At 70.4% G+C, this 21,479-nt stretch carries 20 protein-coding genes; 13 read left to right on the top strand and 7 right to left on the bottom strand.

Annotated elements, in window-relative coordinates; genetic code table 11:
- Nucleotides 1-11: 11 nt before the first annotated feature.
- Nucleotides 12-1,760: a dihydroxyacetone kinase family protein gene (locus KZC52_RS11135; RefSeq protein ID WP_247624106.1), complete on the bottom strand. Its 1,749-nt coding sequence runs from the start codon at nt 1,758-1,760 to the stop codon at nt 12-14.
- Nucleotides 1,761-1,936: 176 nt separating this feature from the next.
- Entirely contained in the window at nt 1,937-2,674 is a 738-nt protein-coding gene (locus KZC52_RS11130; protein ID WP_247624105.1) for a FadR/GntR family transcriptional regulator, read from the bottom strand.
- Between the two features lie 95 nt (nt 2,675-2,769).
- Here KZC52_RS11130 and KZC52_RS11125 point away from each other — a divergent pair, with 95 nt between their 5' ends.
- From KZC52_RS11125 to KZC52_RS11105, 5 genes are all read left to right on the top strand, one after another.
- Nucleotides 2,770-3,123 carry a hypothetical protein gene (locus tag KZC52_RS11125; RefSeq protein ID WP_247624104.1) on the top strand — a complete coding sequence of 118 codons (354 nt, stop codon included), beginning with the start codon at nt 2,770-2,772 and terminating at the stop codon, nt 3,121-3,123.
- 350 nt (nt 3,124-3,473) lie between these two features.
- The gene (locus KZC52_RS11120; protein ID WP_247624103.1) at nt 3,474-5,279 is read left to right on the top strand and encodes a glycoside hydrolase family 15 protein; all 1,806 of its coding nucleotides are present in this window, start codon (nt 3,474-3,476) and stop codon (nt 5,277-5,279) included.
- 33 nt (nt 5,280-5,312) lie between these two features.
- The gene (locus KZC52_RS11115; RefSeq protein ID WP_247624102.1) at nt 5,313-6,209 is read left to right on the top strand and encodes an SDR family oxidoreductase; all 897 of its coding nucleotides are present in this window, start codon (nt 5,313-5,315) and stop codon (nt 6,207-6,209) included.
- Between the two features lie 191 nt (nt 6,210-6,400).
- Nucleotides 6,401-6,730: a sugar ABC transporter ATPase gene (locus tag KZC52_RS11110; RefSeq protein WP_247624101.1), complete on the top strand. Its 330-nt coding sequence runs from the start codon at nt 6,401-6,403 to the stop codon at nt 6,728-6,730.
- A gap of 6 nt (nt 6,731-6,736) precedes the next feature.
- Entirely contained in the window at nt 6,737-7,249 is a 513-nt protein-coding gene (locus tag KZC52_RS11105) for a metallophosphoesterase family protein (RefSeq protein WP_247624100.1), read from the top strand.
- A 9-nt stretch (nt 7,250-7,258) separates the two neighbouring features.
- Here KZC52_RS11105 and KZC52_RS11100 read toward each other — a convergent pair whose 3' ends face one another.
- Nucleotides 7,259-8,182: a DMT family transporter gene (locus KZC52_RS11100; RefSeq protein WP_247624099.1), complete on the bottom strand. Its 924-nt coding sequence runs from the start codon at nt 8,180-8,182 to the stop codon at nt 7,259-7,261.
- 33 nt (nt 8,183-8,215) lie between these two features.
- Between KZC52_RS11100 and KZC52_RS11095 the strand changes: the two genes are divergently transcribed.
- On the top strand, nt 8,216-8,806 hold the full coding sequence (locus KZC52_RS11095; protein WP_247624098.1) for a TetR/AcrR family transcriptional regulator: 591 nt from the start codon (nt 8,216-8,218) through the stop codon (nt 8,804-8,806).
- A gap of 21 nt (nt 8,807-8,827) precedes the next feature.
- On the opposite strand, the gene KZC52_RS11090 is transcribed toward KZC52_RS11095, so the two are convergent.
- On the bottom strand, nt 8,828-9,487 hold the full coding sequence (locus KZC52_RS11090; RefSeq protein WP_247624097.1) for a hypothetical protein: 660 nt from the start codon (nt 9,485-9,487) through the stop codon (nt 8,828-8,830).
- 245 nt (nt 9,488-9,732) lie between these two features.
- Between KZC52_RS11090 and KZC52_RS11085 the strand changes: the two genes are divergently transcribed.
- Both KZC52_RS11085 and KZC52_RS11080 read left to right on the top strand, forming a co-directional pair.
- Nucleotides 9,733-10,146 (top strand): DUF5684 domain-containing protein, encoded by a 414-nt coding sequence (locus tag KZC52_RS11085; protein WP_247624096.1) that lies wholly within the window; start codon nt 9,733-9,735, stop codon nt 10,144-10,146.
- A complete protein-coding gene (locus KZC52_RS11080; RefSeq protein WP_247624095.1) occupies nt 10,143-10,736 on the top strand; it encodes a DUF998 domain-containing protein in 594 nt (197 codons plus the stop codon). The genes KZC52_RS11085 and KZC52_RS11080 overlap by 4 nt, the downstream gene beginning before the upstream one ends.
- A 2-nt stretch (nt 10,737-10,738) precedes the next feature.
- On the opposite strand, the gene KZC52_RS11075 is transcribed toward KZC52_RS11080, so the two are convergent.
- Both KZC52_RS11075 and KZC52_RS11070 read right to left on the bottom strand, forming a co-directional pair.
- Nucleotides 10,739-12,121, bottom strand: a complete 1,383-nt coding sequence (locus KZC52_RS11075; RefSeq protein ID WP_247624094.1) for a serine/threonine-protein kinase — start codon at nt 12,119-12,121, stop codon at nt 10,739-10,741.
- A gap of 113 nt (nt 12,122-12,234) precedes the next feature.
- Nucleotides 12,235-13,659: a citrate transporter CitH gene (locus KZC52_RS11070; RefSeq protein WP_247624752.1), complete on the bottom strand. Its 1,425-nt coding sequence runs from the start codon at nt 13,657-13,659 to the stop codon at nt 12,235-12,237.
- A gap of 265 nt (nt 13,660-13,924) precedes the next feature.
- On the opposite strand from KZC52_RS11070, the gene KZC52_RS11065 reads away from it, so the two are divergent.
- From KZC52_RS11065 to KZC52_RS11055, 3 genes are all read left to right on the top strand, one after another.
- On the top strand, nt 13,925-15,607 hold the full coding sequence (locus KZC52_RS11065) for a sensor histidine kinase (protein ID WP_247624093.1): 1,683 nt from the start codon (nt 13,925-13,927) through the stop codon (nt 15,605-15,607).
- Nucleotides 15,604-16,266, top strand: a complete 663-nt coding sequence (locus KZC52_RS11060; protein ID WP_247624092.1) for a response regulator — start codon at nt 15,604-15,606, stop codon at nt 16,264-16,266. The genes KZC52_RS11065 and KZC52_RS11060 overlap by 4 nt, the downstream gene beginning before the upstream one ends.
- A 66-nt stretch (nt 16,267-16,332) precedes the next feature.
- Nucleotides 16,333-17,082, top strand: coding sequence for a LysM peptidoglycan-binding domain-containing protein (locus KZC52_RS11055; RefSeq protein WP_247624091.1), 750 nt, complete (start codon nt 16,333-16,335; stop codon nt 17,080-17,082).
- A 12-nt stretch (nt 17,083-17,094) separates the two neighbouring features.
- Here KZC52_RS11055 and dnaB read toward each other — a convergent pair whose 3' ends face one another.
- Nucleotides 17,095-18,441 (bottom strand): replicative DNA helicase, encoded by a 1,347-nt coding sequence (dnaB, locus tag KZC52_RS11050; protein ID WP_247624751.1) that lies wholly within the window; start codon nt 18,439-18,441, stop codon nt 17,095-17,097.
- A gap of 578 nt (nt 18,442-19,019) precedes the next feature.
- Here dnaB and KZC52_RS11045 point away from each other — a divergent pair.
- Together KZC52_RS11045 and KZC52_RS11040 are read left to right on the top strand one after the other, a co-directional pair.
- Nucleotides 19,020-20,060, top strand: a complete 1,041-nt coding sequence (locus tag KZC52_RS11045) for a hypothetical protein (protein ID WP_247624090.1) — start codon at nt 19,020-19,022, stop codon at nt 20,058-20,060.
- 107 nt (nt 20,061-20,167) lie between these two features.
- The coding region (locus KZC52_RS11040; RefSeq protein WP_247624089.1) for a chaplin family protein at nt 20,168-21,479 on the top strand (1,312 nt) is incomplete at its 3' end.

The following is a 21,479-nucleotide window of genomic DNA, read 5'->3' as shown; positions in this document are numbered from 1 at the left end:
GTCGTCTTCCTTCAGTCCTGTACGGCGAGATCCCGGGCGGAGTCCCGGGTGGCGAGGAGCTCGCCGAGAGCGGTGGCGATCAGTGCGAGCGAGATCGCACCGGGGTCGGGGGTGCCGACGGAGTGCTCGCCGTGGGTGCGTGCGCGGCCCATCCGCGGCAGCAGGTCGGCGGTCGCGGCGGCGGCGTCGGTGGCGGATGCCGCAGCCGAGGCCCAGGCATCCCGTAGCCGCTCCCCCTCGCGGGCGCCCGCCTGCAGTGTCGCGGCGAACGGCACCAGCGCGTCGACGAGGGTCTTGTCGCCGACCTCGGCCCTGCCGTACTCCTGCACCCCGCGCAGCCCCTCGGCGACACCGGCGGCGACGGCCGCGGCATCCGGTGTTCCCGCGTCGCCGAGGCGTGCGGCGACGGCATTGAGGATCACGCCCCAGAGCGCGCCCGAGGTGCCACCGGCCTTGTCGGCCCAGGCGTCGGCCGCGGCGGCGAGGGTGGTCCGCGCGCCGGCCCCGGCATCCGCTGCGGCGATCCCCGCGGCGAGCGCGGCGTGCGATCCGCGCTGCATACCGATGCCGTGGTCGCCGTCTCCGGCGATCGCGTCGATGCGTCCGAGCTCGTCGGCGTGGGCGTCGATCGTGTCGACGATCACCCGCAGCGCCGCGCTCACGGTGCGCGCCGCCTGCTGCGAGGCGTTGTCACCGGGCGTGATCTCGTGCGCTTCGACCGCTTCCTCCTGCGCGTCGGACTGCGCGGCCGCGACGACCGACCCGCGGCGGTAGGCGGGGGCGTCGACCGGGGTGTCCCACAGACGTTCGAGTTCTTCATCGAGCCAGAAGAGCGTGAGCGAGGTGCCGGCCATGTCGAAGCTCGTGCAGTACTCGCCGACGTGCGGGTCGACGAGGACGAGGCCCGCCGCTTCGAGCAGCTGGGCGATGCGCCGGTAGACGACGAACATCTCCTCGTACTTGAGCGAGCCGAGTCCGTTGAGGATCGGCACGACGCGCGCGCCCTCGACCGAGACGCCCGCAGGGATCTCGTCGAGCAGACGTTCGACGAGCAGTTGCGCCAGGCCGTCGGCGGTGGGGATGTCGGTCTCGTCGACGCCGGGTTCGCCGTGGATGCCGAGGCCGATCGCCATGCGCCCGCTCGGCACCGCGAACAGGGGCGCGGGGGCGCCGGGGAGGGTGCAGCCCGTGAACGCGACACCGAACGAGCGGGTGCGTTCGTTCGCGAGGGCGGCGACGCGAGTGACGCCGTCGAGGTCGTAGCCCGCCTCGGCGGCGGCGGCCGCGGTGCGGAAGACGGTGAGGTCGCCGGCGATGCCGCGGCGCTTGTGCTTCTCGGCGGGAGGGGCGCTGAAGATGTCGTCGGTGACGGTGACGGTCCGGGTGGGGATGCCTTCGGAGCGCAACTTCTCCTGCGCGGCATCGAAGTTGAGCACGTCGCCGGCGTAGTTGCCGTAGCTGAGGAAGACCCCGGCGCCGCGGTCGACAGCCTTCGCGATGGCGTAGACCTGCTGGGCCGAGGGCGAGGCGAAGAGGTTGCCCATCGCGGCGCCGTGCGCGAAGCCCTGTCCGACCAGTCCGCCGAAGGCCGGGTAGTGCCCCGATCCCCCACCGATCACGACCGCGACCTGTCCGTCGGGGATCACGGTGCTACGGATGACGCCGCCGCTCGCGCGGCGCACCGACCGGGGGTTGGCGGCGACGAAGCCCTCGATCATCTCGTCGGCGAAGTCGGCGGGGGCATTCCAGAGTCGGGTCATCGCGCGCTCGCCTTCGTCGTGCGGATGCTGTCCACGGTGACTCCTCTGTCGGTGGCCGTCGGTCGGGTCGCCGTACGGACCCGGGTCTATATTGGCAAACCGGTTGACCAATTGCAAACGCGCAGTGGTGCCGCCGTGAGCCGGGCGCGATGCCGGCGACGCCCCGCAGAACCGGCTCAGCCCGCGGCGTCGCCGCTCAGACGCAGCAGCGCGGTCGACATGTGCGTCGCCATCGCGGCGGCAGCGGCGTTCTCATCGGATGCCGCGACCGCCCGCAGGATCGCATCGTGCTCCTCGATCGCGGTCAGCACGCTCTCGGTGTCGTGCACGGCGCGGTCGGAGTACACCTGCAGCAGCGACCGCACGACGTGCAGCATGTCGACGATCGTGCCGTTCGCGGCGGCCTCCGAGAGGGCGCGGTGAAAGCGGCTGTCCGCCGCGGCGAACGCCGAGAAGTCGTCCTTCGATGCGCGCATCGCCTCGAGGGTCGTCGTCAGGGCGGCGACGGCCGAGGCATCCGCTCGTGCGGCTGCCAGGCGGGCGACGTAGATCTCGAGACCCGACCGCAGCTCGATGAGCTCGGCCGTGTTGCGGTCGCCGATGAGCAGACCCCAGCGCAGGGTCTGCGGCAGGAGGTCGCTCGCCGATCCCCGCAGGTACGTGCCCGAGCCCGGGCGCACGTCGACGATGCCGAGGATCTCGAGCGCCGCGAGCGCTTCGCGCACCGCCGAGCGCCCGACCTCGAGCGTCGCGGCGAGCTGGCGCTCGGGAGGCAGACGCGTGCCCGGGGCGATGTCGCCCCCGGTGAAGAGGTCGAGCAGCCGCCGCGCCACTTCGGTCACCGGCGACCCCGCGGGCAGCGCGTTGAGCGAATCCGCGATGTTCAACGTGCGGTTCTCGGGGTAGGCGGGCATGGGTTCGAGAATAGCCGTCGCCGTGGCGCTACCCGGTCGACGGCGTCCGCCGCAACCCCGCTCCCCTTTCGCCCGGTTCCTGGCAGGCTGACGCCATGAAACTCGTCTCCTACGCCGCTCAGCAGCTCGTCACCACCGACGACGTCGCGGACGCCTTGGTCATCCTCGCCGCCGAGATCGCGAACGAGGGAGGATCGCAGGCCCTGCAGATCCCGATCCTCGTCGATGACGAAGAGGATCTGGCCGAGCTCGTGGTCGGCGTGGGTAACGACGTCCTGGTCGGACCGCACGCCTCCACGGGCGCCGATCCGGACTTCTCGGAGCACGCCGCGCGCCTGCGCTCGCACCCCTCCTACCCGAAGCGGCGGGCCGCAGACGGCGACGCCGACGAGGAGGACGGTGACTGGGTCGTCGACTTCGATCTCGACGCGGGGGCGAATCGACTCTGATCACCCCTCGGAGGAAGACTGTCCGGTCCTCCGTCGCCCGAGACGGAGGACCGGCGAAGTCGACGAGAGGTGCGCAGAGCGCTCCGCCCCCCGGGGCGTCGCTCCTGACCGAGAGAGAACAGGAGGCGCGCCGTCCGGTTCGACCGACGCAGAACCGGCAGTGCCGACTCGTTGTCCTCCGAGCCTAAGAGCCACGCCCGAATCGGCCGCATCGGCCCTCGACCGTTGACGGGCGATACGCGCTGCTGCTAAGCGATCGCGAGCGCAGACGCCGCCCCCGCGCGATAGCGAGTGAGCGGCCGTCACGCAAGGCTTTTGCCCCATCCGCTCGACGCGCGCACGATGGCGATATGTCCACCCCCCTCGGTCGCCCCCTGGAGACCTACGCTCCGATCGGCGACGGTCGCACGGTCGCCTTGATCGGCTCGGATGGCTGCATCGACTGGCTCCCCTTGCCCGATCTCACCGATCTTCCGGTGTTCGCGCGCCTCCTCGACGAGGAGACGGGCGGATGCTTCGAGCTGCGGCCCGTCGCCGAGTTCCGCACCGAGCGACGGTATGTTCCCGAGACGAACGTGCTCGAGACGACCTTCGTGACGGATGCCGGACGCGTCCGCGTCACGGACGCCCTGGTGTCGGGTGTCGCCGGACGACTGCCGTGGGCCGAGCTCGCCCGGCGGATCGACGGTATCGAGGGTTCCGTGGAGATGCGCTGGTGCGTGCGTCCCGGCACGTCGCTGCGCACGGCGGCACCCTGGATCGAGAACACCGACCACGGCCCGGTGGTGCGCAGCGGCGCCACGGCGTTCGCCGTCGTGGGCTTCGATCACGGGCCACGGCATCCCGATCCCGACGGAGCCGACGGGCCGCGTCTCGACGGCGCGTTCTCGGCGACGGCGGGCTCACGCCACCTGATCGCCCTCGCGGCCACGCACGACGAACCCCTCCACATCCCCGATCCGCACAACGTCGACGACGGCATCGATCGCACGATCGAGAACTGGCGGCACTGGTCTCGCGTCTTCTCGAACGAGGGTCCCTGGAGCGAGCAGGTGCAGCGCAGCGCCCTCGCCTTGAAACTGCTCATCTACAGCCCGTCGGGCGCCATCGCCGCTGCCGCCACCACATCGCTGCCCGAGAACCCGGCCGGCGGCAAGAACTGGGACTACCGTCACGCCTGGGTGCGCGACCTCGCCTACACGGCGCACGCGCTGGTGCGCTTCGGCCTGCGGGAGGAGACCCAGGCCGCGCTGTCGTGGATGCTCCGCACGATCCGCGACCACGGCCCCGAGCTCCACGTCATGTACACGCTCGACGGCGGGCTCGTTCCCGAGCCCCACGAGTACGACGTCGAGGGCTGGCGAGGCATCGGGCCGGTCGTGACCGGAAACCCCGCGGGCGACCAGCTGCAGCTCGGCGTCTACGGCGACCTGCTCGCGATCTGCCGCACCTACGTCGATGCGGGCAACGTGCTCGACATCGGCACGGCGCGGATGCTCGCGGGAATCGCCGACCGTACGTGCGATCTGTGGCGCAATCCGGACTCGGGCATGTGGGAACTCCCCGAGGAGCGACACTACGTCTCGTCGAAGATGGGCTGCTGGAAGGCCCTCGATGACGCCGTCGCGCTGGCCGACGCCGGTGCCATCCCCGGGAGCGCCGATCGCTGGCGGGCCGAGCGCAAGCGCATCCGCGGGTGGATCGACGAGAACGGCTGGTCCGCCGAGCGCTCGGCGTACGTCTTCTACGCCGGCTCGGAGGAGCTCGACGCCTCGGTGCTGCTGCACGCGCCGTCGGGTTTCGATCGCGGGGAGCGCATGTCGTCGACGATCGACGCCCTGGCCGACGAGCTCGGCGCGGGTCCGCTGCTCTACCGCTACAGCGGGGCGGATGCCGAGGAGAAGACGTTCGTGGCGTGCGCGTTCTGGCGCGCCGAGGCGCTCGCCTGCGTCGGCCGGCACGACGAGGCCCTCACCCTCATGGACGAACTCATCGCCCAGGCCAACGACGTGGGCATCTACGCCGAGATGATCGACGCCGACGACGGCTCTGCCTGGGGCAACACCCCGCAGGCGCTCAGTCACCTCGCGTTCCTCACCGCCGCCATGACCATCCGCGACGTCGTCCCCGACGAGCTGTTGCGCGACCGCACCTGAAAGACCGACACGAAAACAAGGAAGGGGAACACCATGTCCCGTGACCAGTACACCTTCACCAACCCCGCCGAGCTGTACGCCGACATCGAGCCGCAGAAGCAGCACATGCCCGAGCCGGGCCTCGACGCGGACCTCGCCCCGAAGGCCGACCTCGGCGAGGAGAGCTACCGCGGCTCCGGCCGCCTGACCGGCCGCAAGGCCCTCATCACCGGTGGCGACTCCGGCATCGGCGCCGCCACCGCGATCGCCTTCGCCCGCGAAGGCGCCGACGTCGCGCTCTCCTACCTCCCCGAGGAGCAGGAGGACGCGGACCGGATCGCCGGCATCGTGCGCGAAGCGGGCGTCAAGGTTGCGACCTTCCCCGGCGACCTGCGCGATCCCGAGTACTGCCGCACGCTCGTCGCCGAGACGGTCGGAGCCCTCGGCGGTCTCGACATCCTCGTGAACAACGGTGGCAAGCAGATCTACCAGGAGTCGCTGACCGACATCACCGACGAGCAGTTCGACGACACGTTCAAGACGAACGTGTACGCGATGTTCTGGATCACGAAGGCCGCGCTCCCCCACCTCCCGGCGGGCTCCGCGATCATCAACACCACGTCGATCCAGGCGTACTCGCCGTCCGACATCCTGGTCGACTACGCGTCGACCAAGGCGACGATCAACGCCTTCACGAAGGGCCTCGCCCAGCAGCTCGCGCCGAAGGGCATCCGCGTGAACGCCGTCGCCCCGGGACCGATCTGGACCCCGCTGCAGCCGAGCGACGGACAGCCGCAGGAGAAGATCGACCAGTTCGGTGAAGACACCCCGCTGGGCCGCATGGGCCAGCCGGCCGAGCTCGCCCCGGCCTACGTCTTCCTCGCATCGGCCGAATCGAGCTATGTCGCCGGTGAGACGCTCAACGTGAACGGTGGCATGCCGACTCCCTGATCGCCGCGGCCCTTCGTCTCGTCGCTGCGCTCCTCGCTCGGGAACCGCGCTCGAACACCGGTTCCTGAGCGAGCGCAGCGAGACGAAGGGCCGGTACCCCGCACGGCTCGCGCCCGTCAAGCCCGTCGTGCCGCGGCATCCGCCCCGGCACGCTGGAAGCACCCAGACCACCGCCCCCTCAGGAGGACTCCATGAACACCGACTCCAGCGACAGCCGTATCGACGAGACCCCCGAGAACGTCCAGCCGCTGCGCGACGACGAGGCGACCTCGTTCGCCGACCCGTCCGACGACCCGGCCCAGGCCGAGTGGGAGCGCACGGATGCTCTCGACGCCGGTGCCGACATCGACGAGGTCGTGGCCACCGGAGCCGATCCCGACGAGCTGCCGTCGGACGACGACGAGATCCCCGCGACGGACCTGCCGTCGAGCGGCCTTCAGCCCGAGACGCAGGAGGGCGACCCGGTGATCGCCGAGATCGGCGAGGACGGCGAGGGCGACCTCTCGCCCAACGACCTCTGACCGCCGGTGGCCACGCGACTGCTGCTGCTCGCCGACACGCACGTGCCCGCGCGGGCGAAGCGCCTGCCCGACGCCGTGTGGCGTGAGGTCGACCGCGCCGATGTCGTCATCCACGCCGGCGACTGGGTCGACCTCGCGACGTTCGAGACGCTCGACGCCCGCGCCGCCCGGTTGATCGGGGTGTGGGGCAACAACGACGGTGCCGACCTGCGAGAGCGGATGCCGGAGTTCGCCGTCGAGGCGATCGAAGGTCTCACCGTGGGCGTGGTGCACGAGACCGGTGCGGCCACGGGCCGTGAGCGGCGCATGGACCTCGCATACCCGGACGCCGCACTCGACGTTCTGGTGTTCGGGCACAGCCACATCCCGTGGGACTCGCGCACGCCCCGCGGCATCCGCCTGCTCAATCCCGGGTCGCCGACCGACCGTCGGCGCCAGCCCGTCTGCACGCTCATGACCGCGGTCGTCGACGGGGACGAGCTGCGCGACGTCGAGCTGGTGCCGGTCGAGCGGAGGTGACGCCGCTCCTCAGGCGGCGAGCGCCGACTGCTCGCGCCGCGTCTTCGCCTCGCCCCGGAGCACGGCCGCGACACCGAGACCGCAGAGCGCGAAGCCGACGAACGTCACGATCGTGAGGGGCTCGCCGAGCAGGATGCCGCCGGCGATGGCCGTCGCCGGCGCGATGAGGAACAGCAGCGCCTGCAGGGCGGTGATCCCCACCCGTCGCAGCAGCCACCAGTAGAGGCCGTAGGCGGCGAGCGTCGGGAACAGGGCGGTGAGCACGACGGCGAGCCAGAACGATGCGGATGCCGGGGGCACGAGCGACCCGGTGGCCGCCGACACCACGAGCAGCAGGACGGCGGTCACGGTGACGTGGATGGCGAGCGTCACGAGCACCCCCGTCTGCACCGCGGATCGCCGCTGCAGGAACGTGCCGACGATGAGGCACACCATCGCGGTGGCCGGCAGGAGGTAGGCGATCGGGGGTGCGGCCGACGACCCGAACTGCGAGCGCACGACGAGCAGCACACCGACGGCGCCGAGGGCGAGGCCCGCCCACTGCGATCCCCGCACGCGCAGTCCGAGGATCGGTCCGACGAGCACGGCGACGATGAGGGGCTGCACCGCATCGATGAGCGCGACCGTGCCCGTGGCGATGCCGGTCGCGACGGCTCCGTAGACGGCGGCGCAGTATCCGAACTGCGCGAAGAGCCCGATCAGCGCCTGCGTGCGCACGTCACGACGGGTGACGCCCTTCGCGGCCCCCGAGACGCGGACGATGAGCAGGAGCACGATCGCCAGGGGCACGAACCGCCAGACGAGCAACGTGAGCGGTGCGACGTCGACCGTGGCGAAGGCCGGGATGATGAAGCCCGAACTCCACGTGACGATGAAAGCGGCTGCCGCTGCGGCCGTGAGAAGCCCGCGAAGTACACCGATCTGTTTACTCATGCGTCCGACTATACAGGTTGGTATAGTTTTTGCATGACCTCGTCCGTTCCCGAGCTCGCGCCTCTCACCCCCGGAGCACGCCGTGTGCTCGACGCCGCCTCGCAGCTCTTCTACGAGCGCGGCATCCATGCGGTCGGGGTCGACACGATCGCCGAGGTCGCCGGCGTCACCAAGAAGACCCTCTACGACCGGTTCGGCTCGAAGGAGGCGCTCGTCGTCGCCTACCTGCAGCACCGCGACGCGCGCTGGCGCGAGCACGTCGCCGCGCACCTCTCCCGGGTTCCCGAGCCGGGCATCGACCGCGTGCTCGCCATCTTCGACGCCGCGATCACCTGGTCCGACGACAACAGCCCCAAGGGCTGCAGCGCCATCAACGCCCGCGCCGAGATCGGCGAGGGCAACGACGACCACCCCGTCTTCCCCGAGGTCTCTCGCCAGAAGGTGTGGCTGTTCGACCTGTTCGACGAGCTCTGCGCCGAAGCCGGCATCCGCGATCACCGCGCCGTGGCGCAGGCGATGATGCTCCTCTACGAAGGGGCGATCGTCACGGTCGGCATGGCGACGTTCGCCGAGCCCTTCGTCGTCGCGCGCGGCTGGGCGCGCACGCTGCTCACGCGGAGCTGACCGCACGGCGGCGGTCGCCGGTCACCCCCGAACGGGCTCCAGTCCGGGCTCGCGGTGGATCGCGACGATGTATCGCTCGATCTCGACCTCGAGCCGCGCGACCGGCCAGAGCTCCGACCCGCCGTAGCTCCAGAGGCGGATGAACTCGCGGATCGAGTCGAGATAGTTCGCGGCCTGATGCCATGCCGGGTAGGCGTCGCGGTGTTCGCCGTACGGGAAGGGCTCGTCGAGATACGGGCGCAGCAGCCGACCGTTGAACACGTTGTCGTGCGGGCGGACGGCGACGGAACGGGCGACGTCGGCCTCGAGCAGGGAAGCCGTGGGCGACCCGTCGCGCACCGCGAAGTAGAAGGCGGAGCGCACGATGCTCACGAGGTGGATCTCCTCGGGCACCCGGTGCGTCGCGAACGGCAAGCGGGTGATGACCTCGGCTGCCCGCACCGCGCGCGTGGTCTGCCCGTAGACCCCGAGGCCGAGCACGGCCCCCGTCGCCATCGCGATCGATCGCTCCGACGAGAGCGAGAACGCCTTGCCACGGAGTCCCGTCATCACGAACTTCGCCTTCTTCGGCATCCCGGTCAGGTCTTCGGGGGCGAGGGCCTCGACGAACAGCGGCGTCAGCCGCGCCTTGAGCGCGCGGTGCTCGGCTGGGGCGAGCTCGGGAAGCGACGGACGATCCATGGCGATGATTCTCCCGGACGGATGAGGGCGGAGGGAAGCCGCCCTCACCCGGCCCTGCCGGACGACAGGGTCGGCTCCGGGACGAGCCGAGCGAGGCGATGGGGTTCCTCACCTGGGAAGACGAGGTGGGCGAGAGAATCTCACGGGGTTTCCGGGAAAGGGCTGACCCGCGGGCGGTTCTGCGCCATACTGTTGCTCGACACAGGCGATATATCGGTAACCGGGGGGTAGGGATGGATGCTGCAATGGCCGTCGATCTGACGGTGGCGTACGTGTGGTCGCTCGTGAGCGGGTTGGCCGTGTACGTCTTCTACGGATTCGCGCTCATGGGGATCTTCCGCAAGGCCGGGCTGAAGGCCTGGCCCGCATGGGTGCCGCTCTTCAACACCTGGCGCGTGCTGCAACTCGGCGGGCAGAAGGGTTGGTGGGTGCTGATCGGGCTGATCCCGGTCGTGGGCACGCTGCTCTACCTGGTGTTCCTGATCATGGCGGGCCTCAAGATCCAGGAGGCGTTCGGCAAGCCCGGCGTGTTCTTCGTCCTCGCGATCCTGCTCACGCCGGTCTGGTACGGCATCCTCGCCTGGGATTCGTCGGTGTGGCGGCCGAAGCACACGCCGATCGTTCCGGCATCCGGCTACGAGGCGGCCACGCCCGCATGACCACCGCACTCGCGGTGCTCGCCCTGCTCGGGGTCGCCGTCGCGGTCATCGCGCTGGTTGCCCTGCACGTCGTGCCGAGTGGACTGTCTCCCCTGCGCGATCCCGTCAGCGCCTACGGCATCTCGCGCTGGCGCGCCCTGTATCGCACGCAGACCGTCGCGACCGCGGTGGCCGCCGTCTCCCTCGCGGGAGCACTCCTCGCCGCCGGCATCCCGTCGACTCTCCCTGGCCTGATCGCGCTGGCGGCGCTCGCTCTCACCCGCGCTCCGATCAGCTGGGTGCCGATGGATGCCGCGGACGCACCCCGCACCGCCACGGGGCGCCGACACAACCTGCTCGCCTTCGGGGCGTTCGCCGCGGCATCCGTCGGTGGATTCATGACGGGCATCGCGTTCTCGGCCGCCGGGTTCGACGGCGCTGCGAACGCCTCGGCCGTTCTCGGCTCGGTGATGACCGTGGCGAGCGCCGTGACGATCCTCGCCTCGGTCGTACGGCCGCTGAGGCCGATCTTCGGCCTCGCCGAGCGCGCCATCTACCTCGGGATGTTCGCCTGGCTGGTGCTGGGCGCCGTGGTGCTGCTCGCGCGCTGAGGTCAGTCTCCCGAACCCTTGCCCGGCTTTCCCGCATGGTCGGGCTTGTTGCCGTTCTGATCCGACGGGTTGTCCTTGGCCCCGTTACCGGGGGTGCCCTTCTCGCCCTGACCGGAGTTGCCGTTCTCCCCGTCGTCGTCAGTTTCGACGACGGACTCGGACGGCTCGACGGGCTCGGTGACGACCTCGTCGCTCACCGGTGCCTCGGGCGCGACCTCCTCGGGTGCAGCCTCCTCGGGCGCGACCTCGACAGAAGCGACCGCACGGGCCACGGCCTCCGAGAGCGCACTTCCCGAGCCGCCCGAGTCCGGGGCGAGGGCCATCGCGCCGGCGACGGAGACTCCGGCGACCACGAGCGCGGCTGCCCCGGCGATGACGCGCGTGCGGCCGCGGCCGACGCGCGCGGGGCGCTCGGCGGGGAGAACGGCCGTACGGCCCGTCGCGGCATCCGCGCCTGCGCGGCCGTCCTCGACGGTCGCCGCTTCGGCCACCACGGGCGGAGCAATCCGGTCTGCGGCGGCACGACTCGTCGCCGGCTCGCCCCCGCTCAGGAGCGCGCCCGCCGCCCTGGCCACCTCCGCGGCGGTCGGTCGCCGATCGGGCTCCATCGCGGTCATCCGCTCGAGCAGATCGCGCCACACCGGGTCGACATCGCCCGGAACCGGCGGCGATCCGGCCAGCCGTGCGATCGCGGCGGCGCGGCCCGAGCCGATCGGCGTGTATCCGGGTTCGCCGGTCAGCGCTTCGAGCACGACGAGGCCCAGCGCGAAGATGTCGGCGGGTGTGCCCGGGTCGTGGTCGCGCAACTGCTCGGGAGCCATGTAGGTGAGAGTGCCGAGCACGATGCCGGGCGTGGTGAGGCGCGATCCGTCGACGAGGCAGGCGATCCCGAAGTCGGCGAGCTTGGCCGTCCATGCTCCCCCGCTGCGCGTCCCACGCCTCTGCAGCAGAACGTTCGACGGCTTGACGTCGCGATGCACGATGCCGGCCGCGTGCGCGGCGGCGAGGCCCTGCGCCAGATCACGGGTGAGCGCGGCGAGTTCACGCGAGGGGATCGGCCCCTGCGCCATGCGCTGGGCGAGCGTCGGCCCGTCGATGAACTCCATCACCAGGTACTGCGGCCGCCCCGGGTCGAGCTGGGCGTCGAAGAGGGTCACGAGCGACGGGTGGTTGAGCGAGGCGAGCAGGGCCTTTTCGGTGTGCGCGCGTTCGACCGAGACCTTCGCCTCGTCTCCCGGATGGATCATCTTGATCGCGACCGTCCGCCCGAGATGCGTGTCCTCGGCGCGGTAGACCGTCGCCATGCCGCCCTGTCCGACGCGGTCCTCGAGCAGGTACCGGCCGTCGAGCAGAGCCTCCGTCGGCGAGACGACTTCCAGCGTCATCGGGTACTCCTCATCGCGAAATGTCGATCGATCCTCCGACACTATGTCTCTCGAACGGCCGGAGTCAGTGGGCTTGACTCCGGCCGATCGAGTGGTTCGCTGCCTGCGAGGCGTCACGCCGCGAGCGGTACCGCCCCCACCAGCACGCCGACCGCGAGCATCACCAGCGACACCGCGCACGCCCGCCACAGCACCTTCTTGTGGTGGTCGCCGAGGTTGACGCTCGCGAGCGAGACCAGCAGCAGGATCGCCGGCACCAGCGGGCTCTGCAGGTGCACGGGCTGCCCGGTGATCGATGCCCGAGCCATCTCGACGGGTTCGATGCCGAAGTGCTCGGCACTCTGAGCCAGCACCGGCAGGATGCCGTAGTAGAAGGCGTCGTTCGACATGAAGAACGTCAGCGGGATCGACAGGATGCCGGTGATCACCGCGAGGAACGGTCCGAGCGCGGTGGGGATGGCGGTCGTGATCCAGCCGGCCATCGCGTCGACCATGCCCGTGCCGTTCAGCACGCCGACGAGCACGCCGGCGGCGAGCACCATCGAGACGACGCCCACGATGCTCGGGGCGTGGGCGACGATCTCGTCGGCCTGGCTCTTGAGCTTCGGGAAGTTGATCACCAGCGCGACCGCCGCCCCGACCATGAAGACGTAGGCGAGCGGGAAGATGTCGGCGACGAGCAGCACCATGACCGCCGCGGTGAGGGCGAGGTTGACCCAGATGAGCTTCGGGCGCAGCGTGGCGCGGTTCGGGTCGAGCATCGTGTCGGCCATCGCCGTGTCCTCGCGGTCGAGCAGCGCGGTCGCCGCCGGCAGGCCTCCGCGGCCACCGGCGAGGGTGACGATGTTGCCGGTGCGCAGTGTGGCCCGGGCGCCGGGGGTGGCGTTGCCGCCGCGGAACACCTTCGAGCCGGTGCCCGCCGAGCCGCCGATGCGATCGGGGTCGATCCTGCCGAGGCGCTTGCGCTCTCCCAGCCCGAGGAACCAGGCGAAGAGCAGGGCGACGATGAGACCGGCCGCCAGCGAGGGCAGCATCGGCACGAAGACGTCGGTGGGCTGCAGGCCGAGTGCGGTCGCGGCGCGCACGGTCGGGCCACCCCAGGGGACGATGTTCATGGTGCCGTTCATGAGACCGGCGACGCAGGTGAGCACGACCGGGTTCATGCCGAGCTTCAGGTAGATGGGCAGCATCGCCGAGGTGGTGATGATGAAGGTCGTCGAGCCGTCGCCGTCGAGCGAGACCGCGCCGGCCAGGATCGCCGTGCCGAGCACGATCTTGGCCGGGTCGTCGCCGAGCAGCCGGGTGATGAAGCGGATGAGCGGGTCGAAGAGTCCGACGTCGATCATGATGCCGAAGTACATGATGGCGAACATCAGCAGCGCGGCGGTCGGGGCCATGTCGGAGATCGCGTCGATGATCATCTCGCCGAGGCCGAGACCGGCGCCGGCGAAGAGCCCGAACACCGTCGGCACCAGGATGAGGGCGACCATCGGGGTGAGGCGGCGGGTCATGATGAGCGCCATGAAGACGAGCACCATCGTGAACCCGAGGGCCACGAGCACGCCCTCGGGCGGCAGGAACGCCGTCGCGTAGCCCTCCTCGGCGGAGAGCAGGATCCCAGGTTCCACGTTCACATCGACTCCTTCGTCGTGTCGTGCATCAGAGCGGAGCACCGCGTGCGGCGCATCCCGAGAGACTAGGTCGATCGCAGACGCCGCGCGCGCTATGTCGCATTGCTGCACGTTGTGCGCGTAGCGTGTGTTCTGCGCATTGTGCTCACGTCGCGACGAGGAGGTTGCCCCGGTGCGTTTCGCCACCCGACTGCTGCTCGTGCAGCTCGCGACCGTCGCCGCGGTCGTCACCGTCTGCACCCTCGTCTTCGGATGGCTCGGAGTGCAGCAGCTGCGCGCCGAGTCCGAGGCGACGGCGCTCAACATCGCCCGCACCCTCGCCGAGGACCCCGATGTCCGTCAACTCGTCTCCGAGTTCTCCGCCGATCCGGGCACGCCCGAGGCGGCGGCGCTGCGCGGCGGACCCCTGCAGCAGATCTCGGTCGACGTCGCCGATCGCACCGATGCCCTGTTCGTCGTGATCACCGACGATCACGGCATCCGCCTCGCCCACCCCAACCAGGACCTGCTCGGCCAGGTCGTCTCGACCCCGTTCGAAGAGGTGCTGCGCGGAACCGAGGTCGTCGACTGGGAAGTCGGCACGCTCGGCGAATCGGCGCGCGCGAAGGTGCCGATCTACGCGACGGCCGGAGAGCCGCCGGTCGGGGAGGTGAGCGTCGGATTCGAGCGCGCGAGCGTGTTCGACGAACTGCCCGCTCTGATCGCGACGATCGCGGTCGCGGGGGTCGCGGCCCTCGGCCTGGCCGCCCTGGCCACGCTTCTGCTGCGGCGCCGCTTCGAGCGGCTGACGCTGGGCCTGCAGCCCGAAGACCTCGTCGCGCTCGTGCAGAATCAGGCCGCCGTGCTCGAGGGGGTCGGCGACGGCGTCTTCGCGGTCGACCCGGAGGGCGTCGTGCGCGTCTGCAACAGCGCGGCGGAGCGGATGCTGCAGCTCGACTCCCCCGTCGGTCGCCGCGTCTCGTCACTCGGCCTCGACGACACCGTGCGTCGTCTGCTCGACGGTCGCGGTGCGAGCGCCGAGACGGTGGTCGGCGATCGGGTGCTGTATCTCGATGCCCGCCCGGTCGTGCGCGAGGCCCGGCCGCTCGGGGTGGTCGTGGTCGTGCGTGATCGCACCGACATCGAGGCCCTCGCCGGTCGCCTCGAGACCGTGCGCGCGACGACCGAGGCACTGCGGGTGCAGCGTCACGAGTTCGCCAATCGCCTGCATGTGGTCTCCGGTCTGCTCGACGCCGACCGCGGACGTGAGGCACGCGCCTTCCTCGACGAGCTCACGCACCGCGGGTCGGTGGGCGGCGATGTCGAGGGGATCGAGCGGGTGCCCGATCCGTTCCTGCAGTCGTTCCTCGGAGCGACCGCGGTCACGGCCCGCGAGCGCGGTGTCGCGCTGGTCATCACCGACGACACGCTCCTGCTCGGAGAGGTGACCGCCGCCGAAGACGTCGCTGCCGTGCTGGGCAACCTGGTCGACAACGCGATCCGTGCCGCCGTCGCAGGCGTCGAGCCGCGACGGGTCGAGGTCACCCTCCTCACCGACGGCAGCGAGTTGGTGCTGACGGTCGCCGACTCCGGCGCGGGCATCACCCCGCCCGACCGCGACCCCTTCGCCCCGACCACCGAGACGATCGCCGTGCGCTCCGGTTCCGACGCATCGGATGCCGGACCCGTACACGGCCACGGCTACGGGCTGCCACTCTCCCGCGACCTCGCCCGTCGGCGCGGTGGGGACGTGTGGCTGATCTCGCCGGGTGGTGGTGGCGGCTCCGGCGACGGCGGTCATGGTGCTGTCTTCGGCGCCCGCATCCCTTCTGCGGTGCGACCGCCCGACGACGACCGGCATCTGGAGGAACAATGACCGACGACATCCGCGTGCTCGTGATCGACGACGACTTTCGCGTGGCGGGCCTGCACCGCGACGCGGTGGCGAGCGTGCCCGGGCTCACCCCGCTCGAGGCGGTGCACACGCTCGACGCCGCGCGCCAGGCGCTGCGCGCGCATCAGCCCGACCTGCTGCTGGTCGATGCGTATCTGCCCGATGGCGACGGCATCCGCTTCGTCGCCGACACCGAGCGCGACGCGTTCGTGCTGTCGGCGGCGACGGATGCCGTGACCGTGCGGCGCGCGATCAACGCCGGCGCCCTCGCCTACCTCGCCAAGCCCTTCGATGCCGCAGCGCTCGTCGACCGGTTGCGCCGCTACGCCCGCATGCGCAATCTGCTGGGCGGCGACGCGGCGCTCACCCAGGAGCGCATCGACCGTGCGATGTCGATCATGGCCGGCGGTGCCGAGCCCGCGACCGTCTCGCGCTCGGCGACCGAACAACTCATCCTCGACGGCCTCGGCGACGACGACGAGGCATCCGCCGCCGAAGTCGCCGAGCGCGTGGGAATCTCGCGCGCGACAGCCCAGCGCCACCTCGCGGCCCTCGCGACGCGAGGCCAGGTCGAGGTGCGACTGCGCTACGGCACCACCGGGCGGCCCGAGCATCGGTACGTGCGGGTGGGGAAGCGGTAGGCGGGCGGTGCTGCGACAGCGATCCGGCGCTGGCGCCCTATCGCCGGTGATGGGATGCTGAGCAAGATGAAGCGTTCGACGAAGATCACGATGGTCGTGTCTGCAGCCGTCGTTACGGGGCTGCTCGTTCTCGCGCTGCCGGCGATGATCGGAGCCACGACCTGGGTCACCGGAGTGTTCGGTGCGGGGTCGGGCTCTCCCGCCGCGACCGAGTCTCCGAAACCGACCGCTGACCCGGCATCCGACGACGGTCTGGTCGACCTCGGCGACGGCATCTCGGTGCCCGCCGACGGACCGGGCGAGTGCACGGCGAGCGCGCGGATCAACATCAGGGCCGAGGACAACGAGCCCTTCCATTCGAAGCTCCTCGGCGAGCTCGTGGAGATGGGGCCATCGGAGCTGGCGCGCGGCGAGGTGCTGAAAGACGACGATGGCGAGATCTACGCGTACGTGGTCGCGCCGGGTGACAGCCCCATCGCGATAGGCGAGCGATTCTGCATCGACTACACGACGGTGCTGTCGCACAATCATGTGCGCATCGACATCAACCCCGGAGACGTGCTCTACCTGCGCCCCGACCCGACCCTGCCGTGGGTCGATCCGTACAGCCCGTTCGATGTCCAGCCCGGCGAGCAGACCGGGCCCTATTACGACGCCATCGACTTCATGCGCAATGCGGTCGTCGCGAAGGACCTCGCGGAGGCTCAGCGGGTGTGGGCCGAACTCGGCCCGCGCATCCATCCGGAAGCCCGGACGATCGCGACGCGGGCGCTCGAGGCGGGCGACTGGGAGCTGCTGCGGCAGATGTTCCCGTGAGTGCGCGCCCGATCAGTTGAAGTCGCCACCCGGGGCCATGTCCATGAAGCGTGAGTAGTGCCCCTGGAACGCCACCGTGATCGTGGCGGTCGGACCGTTACGGTGCTTGGCGACGATGAGGTCGGCCTCGCCCGGACGCACGTCCTTGTCGTAGACGGAGTCGCGGTGCAGCAGGATCACCATGTCGGCATCCTGCTCGATCGAGCCCGACTCACGCAGGTCGCTGATCGCGGGCTTCTTGTCCTGACGCTGCTCCGGACCACGGTTCAGTTGCGACAGGGCGATGACGGGAACCTGCAGCTCCTTGGCGATGAGCTTGAGGCTTCGCGAGAACTCCGAGACCTCCTGCTGGCGCGACTCGACGCGCTTGCCCGAGGTCATGAGCTGCAGGTAGTCGATGATGACCATGCGCAGTCCGGCGCGCTGCTTGAGGCGACGGCACTTGGCGCGGATCTCGACGAGCGTCATGTTGGGGCTGTCGTCGATGTAGAGCGGGGCGTCGTTGATGCGGCCACGGGTCGCCGCGACGGTGGTCCAGTCGCGGGGGTCGAGGGTTCCCTTGCGCATGTTCTGGAGCGGGATCGCGCCCTCGGCGCTGAGCAGACGCATCGCGATCTCGCTCTTACCCATCTCGAGCGAGAAGAAGATCGACGGGAAGTCGTGACCGATCGATGCCGCGCGCGCGAAGTCGAGCGCGAGCGTCGACTTACCCATGGCGGGTCGGGCGGCGACGACGATCATCTGCCCACCGTGCAGGCCGTTGGTGAGCTCGTCGAGCTCGCGGAATCCGGTCGGAATGCCGGTCATCGAACCGTCGCGGCCGTTCGCGGCCTCGATCTCCTCGATCGCGGCGTCGACGGCGTTCGTCAGCGGGACGTAGTCCTCGGCGGTCTCGGTTCCGGTGACGGAGTAGATCTCGGCCTGCGCGTTGTTGACGATGTCGGTCGCATCGCCCTCACCCGCGTAGCCGAGCTGCACGATGCGGGTTCCGGCGTCGACCAGGCGGCGCAGGATTGCGCGCTCCGAGACGATGCCGGCGTAGTAGCCGGCGTTGGCCGCGGTGGGGACGATCGAGGTGAGCGAGTGGAGGTAGTCGGCACCGCCAGCCCGGCCCAGCTCGCCCGTCTTGATGAGTTCATCGGTGACGGCGACGACGTCGGTCGGCTCGCCGTGGGAGTAGAGCGAGAGGATCGCCTCGAAGATGAGCTCGTGCTTCGGCACGTAGAAGTCGGCGCCCTTGAGCGTCTCGATCACGTCGGCGACGGCATCCTTCGACAGGAGCATGCCGCCCAGCGCGCTCTGCTCGGCGAGGAGGTCGTGGGGCGGGGTGCGCTCCGGTCCGCGCGGGCTTCCACCCATGCGCTCTTCTGAGATGTCGGCGATCGACACACTGCTCCCTTCGCTGCGACGTTCTGCGGTACCGCGACACCCGGGACCTGGGGCGTCGTGCTGTCGTCCGGGCCGAGAACGGCCATCTGCGCAGCACATCACGGACTTCCGACATTGGGTCGCTCGCCCACGCTACGAGCGGCGTTATCCACACGCAACACGGCCTGTGGATAACTCTGTGGAGAGCGTGCGAACAAGTCCGGAGAGTCTGTGCACAACGGATGTGGATAACCCGGTGGAGTACCCCGAGTTCAAACTTTCTTTTTCGCCTGGACCGGGGGTTTCCTGTTTCCCCACCCTGTGGATGAGAACGGGCTTCAACTGCACATTTAAGGTTTGTTCATCTCGAAGACACATGTGAAGAACTTGGGGAAAGTCAAGCCGGAATTTCGCCGGGCGCGTCACACGGCGACACGCGCGGAATCCTGCGGAAGGTGTCATCGGATCGGCGCGAGATGGTATGGACATCGCGATATACCGGGAGTATCGTCACCCGGTATCGACGCAGAGCGCGTCGGAACGATCGTCTTTCGGAGGGGGAAGTCGACGTGAACGCTCGAGCAACCCGTCGCGGCGTACCCGCGATCGCCCTGTGGGGCGGTCTGGGAGCGCTCGCGTGGGCGACGATCACCGTCCTCACCGGCGGCGGATCCGCTCAGGCCGACGAGCAGAAAGACCCCTCCCTTCTCGGAGAAGTGTCGTCCCTCGTCACCGGAACCGTCTCCACGGTCGGCGACACCGTCACCGCCGTGACCGAGCCGATCGTCACCCAGGTCGTCGCGCCCGTCGTGAACCAGGTCGTCGCCCCGGTCGTGCACGAGGTGGTCGCTCCGGTTCCCGAGACCGTCCCCGCCGTCGTCGAACACGTCACCGACACGGTCGCCGAGGTGCCCGTCGTGGGAGATGTCTCGACCCCTGTCGTCGAGACCGTCACCGACACCGCACAGGCCGTCGTCACACCGGTGGCCGACCTGCTGCAGGATGCTCCGGTGGCGCAGATCGTCGATCCCGTGCAGGATGTCGTCGCCGCACTGCCGGTGGTCGGCGGGCTGCTCCGCGACCTCGGCGTCACGAAGCTCCTCGATGATGTGACCGGTGTCGTGGACGACACCACGGGTATCGTCGGCGAAGTCGTCGAGAACACGGTGCCCCCGGTGCTGGTCGGGCTCGACCCGAACGAGTCGCTCCCGCCCGTCGTGCTTCCGCCCGTCGTGGTCCCCGATCCCGGGTTCGCATCCCTTCCGACCGTGGTGCCGGCGGATGCTGCGGGCACCACCGCCGTGTCGACGTTCACGCCCGCGCCCCGGCATCCGCTCGACGAGTCTGCGCTCTCCGCGCCCGTCGAGAACGCTATTCCGGTGACGACTGCGTCCGCGTCCGGCCATGCCTCCGGCCCCGCCACGGCCCCTCTCGGCGGGCCGCTCGCACCGTCTTCCTCCGCCACTTCCGGCGGAGCATCCGCTGTCTCTCCCGCCGGTCTGACCGACGCGGGAGTTCCCGCGCTCCGTGCCGAGGAGCGCACCTCCGGCGCAGCCGACGACGTCCTGCCGACGTCGCTGGTCGCCGACACCGACGTCTCCCCCGACTGACGGGTCGTCACGTCGTCCCCTCGAGGACGACAGATGCCGTGCTGCGCGCGCACATCTTCGCGCGCACCCACATCAGACACCCCAGTCCAGTCAAGGAGAAAGTCATCATGCGTACTTACCTCAAGCGGGCCCTGTGGGGAACGCTTCTCGCCGGCGGGATCACCCTGCTCGGCGCAACGGCCGCGAACGCGGCAGACACCTCGGGAGACGACAGCGTCCTCTCGGGCACCCAGGTCGAGGCTCCGGTCTCGGTCCCGGTCACGATCGTCGACAACGCGATCTCCCTGCTCGGAGACTCCTCCGCGCAGCAGGCTCCGGCCCCGGCACCCGCACCTGCGCCTGCCCCGGCACCAGCCCCTGCCCCGGCGCCGGCGCCGGCGGCCACGACGAACGGCGACTCCGGCACGGCATCCGGATCGCAGGCCGTCGTGAACGTCACGGTGCCGGTGACCGTCACCGACAACTCCGTCAGCCTGCTCGGCGACTCGTCGAGCGAGCAGACTGCGGCGCCCGCCCCGGCCCCGGCCCCGGCTCCCGCCGCGCCGGCCCCGTCGGTCACCACGACCGGCGTCGACGGTCTGCTCTCGGGCACCCAGGCGCTCGTGCACGTCGACGTGCCGGTCACCGTCTCGGGCAACGCGATCTCCCTTCTCGGAGACAGCGAAACCGCGGGTCAGGATGCGGCGGCACCGGCACCCACGACCGCACCGACGGATGCCGTCGCCCCGAGCACTTCAGGTGACGACGCTATCGCCGGCGGCACCCAGGTGATCGCGCCGATCTCGGTTCCGGTCGACGTTTCGGGCAACGCGATCTCCCTTCTCGGAGACAGCGATGTCGCGGGTGGCGACGCGGCACCGGCGGCACCGGCAGCACCGGCAGCACCGGGTGAGTTCACGGCGCTTCCGGCACCGTGGACGAGCACGTCCGGCGATGACGGACTTCTGAGCGGCACCCAGGTCACCGCCCCCGTCACCGCACCCATCGACGTCACCGGCAACGCCATCTCCCTCACCGGAGACAGCGACGTCAGCGGCACCACCGGCAACGGCACCGGCACCACCCCGGGCGCCCCGACCGCCGGCGGCACCACCACCGGTGACGACGGCATCCTCGGCGGCACCCAGATCACCACCCCCGTCACCGCACCCATCGACGTCACCGGCAACGCCATCTCCCTCACCGGAGACAGCGACGTCAGCGGCACCACCGGCAACGGCACGGCCGCGGGCGCCCCGACCACCGGCAGCACCACCACCGGTGACGACGGCATCCTCGGCGGCACCCAGATCACCACCCCCGTCACCGCACCCATCGACGTCACCGGCAACGCCATCTCCCTCACCGGAGACAGCGACGTCAGCGGCACCACCGGCAACGGCACCGGCACCACCCCGGGCGCCCCCACCACCGGCAGCA

Origin of the sequence: Microbacterium galbinum (genome assembly GCF_023091225.1) — a bacterium.
Classification (GTDB): Bacteria; Actinomycetota; Actinomycetes; order Actinomycetales; family Microbacteriaceae; genus Microbacterium; species Microbacterium galbinum.
Note: the sequence above shows the minus strand (reverse complement) of the source record. Positions and strands in the feature narration are given on the sequence as shown.